The sequence below is a fragment of the Streptomyces sp. E2N166 genome, from assembly GCF_003671715.1.
Classification (GTDB): Bacteria; Actinomycetota; Actinomycetes; order Streptomycetales; family Streptomycetaceae; genus Streptomyces; species Streptomyces thinghirensis.
Genome location: NZ_RAIF01000035.1, coordinates 1 through 1,902, shown reverse-complemented (window position 1 = coordinate 1,902; position 1,902 = coordinate 1). Strand labels below are relative to the sequence as shown.

Annotated in this window: 2 protein-coding genes and 1 pseudogene; all 3 read left to right on the top strand. The window is 65.6% G+C overall.

Annotated features, from left to right (window positions below; genetic code table 11):
• Window positions 1–180: substrate-binding domain-containing protein (locus EBH09_RS36760; RefSeq protein WP_238697602.1), on the top strand; the 180-nt coding region annotated here is incomplete at its 5' end.
• Between the two features lie 127 nt (window positions 181–307).
• A pseudogene (locus EBH09_RS36755) lies at window positions 308–1,249 on the top strand (Secreted glycosyl hydrolase); the annotation flags it as partial.
• Between the two features lie 87 nt (window positions 1,250–1,336).
• On the top strand, window positions 1,337–1,902 hold a 566-nt coding region (locus EBH09_RS36750; protein ID WP_153182773.1), incomplete at its 3' end, for a LacI family DNA-binding transcriptional regulator.

The window sequence follows — 1,902 nt, the reverse complement described above, 5'->3', positions numbered from 1 at the left end:
TTCATGACCTGCACCGAACCCCCGCTCACCACCGTCCGCCAACCCATCGAAGCCATGGGACGCGCCGCCGTCGACCTCCTCTGCGCACAAATCCAAGGCACCGAAGTCCCCCACGGCGAGCTGCTCTTCGAACCCGAACTCGTCGTCCGCGGCTCCACCGCACAGGCATCCGCCAAGTAGCAGGACACGCTCACCCCGGATCCCTCGCCGCAAGTCTCTTGCGGGAAATGACAGTTGCTTGCGGCTACCCGACGCAGCCCGTGAAAGTCCCTGATCCGGGGCATCAGCCGGGGCTCTCCCGGTCACCACGTCCTTCTCGGACTTCGCCTGCTTCGGCAACTACACGTCCCGCGTCGACGGGCCGGGCAAGGTGTTCGACTTCTCCAACGTGTCGGACATCGTGATCGACAACATCTGGAACGAGCACATGGTGTGCCTCTACGGGGGCGCCAACACGGACCGGGTCACGATCAGGAACTCCCGGATCCGCAACATGTTCGCCGACGGCGTCAACATGACCAACGGCTCGACCGACAACCTCGTGTCCAACAACGACGCCAGGGCGACCGGTGAAGACAGCTTCGCGCTGTTCTCCGCGATCAACGCGGGCGGCGCGGACATGAAGAACAACCTGTACGAGGACCTCACGACGACGCTGACCTGGCGCGCCGCGGGTCTCGCCGTCTACGGCGGCTACGGCGGCTACGGCGGCTACGGCGGCTACGGCAACACCTACCGCAACATCCAAATCGCGGACACCCTGGTCTACTCGGGCGTCACCATCAGCTCGCTGGACTTGGGATACCCGATGAACGGCTTCGGGACGGATCCGACGACCTTCGAGAACATCTCGATCGTCCGGGCCGGCGGTCGCTTCTGGGGAAACCAGACCTTCCCGGGCATCTGGGTGTTCTCGGCGTCCAAGGTGTTCCAGGGCATCCGGGTCAACAGCGTCGACGTCGTCGACCCGACCTACAGCGGAATCATGTTCCAGACGAACTACGCGGGAGGGCAGCCGCAGTTCCCCATCGAAGACACGGTATTCACCGACGTCACCACCTCGGGCGCGCGCAAGAGCGGTGACGCGTTCGACGCCAAGTCCGGTTTCGGCCTCTGGGCCAACGAGATGCCCGAGACGGGCCAGGGTCCCGCGGTCGGTGAGGTCGTCTTCAACGGGCTGAAGCCCAGCGACAACGCCGTGGACATACGCAACACGACGTCCACCTTCAAGATCATCAGAAACCCGTAGACCGACGCTGACACGGCTACGGACGTGTCAGACGGCTTGGAAGACTGGCGCAAGCCTCTTGCGGAAGCTTGCGCTAGTCTTGCGTATGTGACGCGACGACTTGCTCAAGTAGCGAAAAAGGTTGGGGTCAGCGAGGCCACGGTCAGCCGGGTACTCAACGACAAACCGGGGGTCTCGGAGGCGACCCGGCAGTCCGTGCTGAGCGCGTTGGACGTCCTGGGGTACGAGCGGCCGACGCAGTTGCGGGGTGAGCGCGCGCGGCTGGTCGGGCTGGTGCTGCCGGAGTTGCAGAACCCGATCTTCCCCGCGTTCGCCGAGGTCATCGGTGGCGCCCTGGCCCAGCAGGGGCTGACGCCGGTGCTGTGCACCCAGACCAAGGGCGGTGTCTCCGAGGCCGACTACGTCGAGCTGCTGCTGCAGCAGCAGGTGTCGGGCGTGGTGTTCGCCGGCGGCGGGCTGTTCGCTCAGGCCGACGCCCCGCACGACCACTACCGGCTGCTCGCGGAACGCAACATCCCCGTCGTGCTCATCAACGCCTCCATCGCGGACCTCGATTTTCCCTGCATCGCCTGCGACGACGCCGTGGCCGTGGAGCAGTCCTGGCGTCACCTCGCGTCCCTGGGTCACGAGCGCATCGGCCTGGTGCTCGGCCC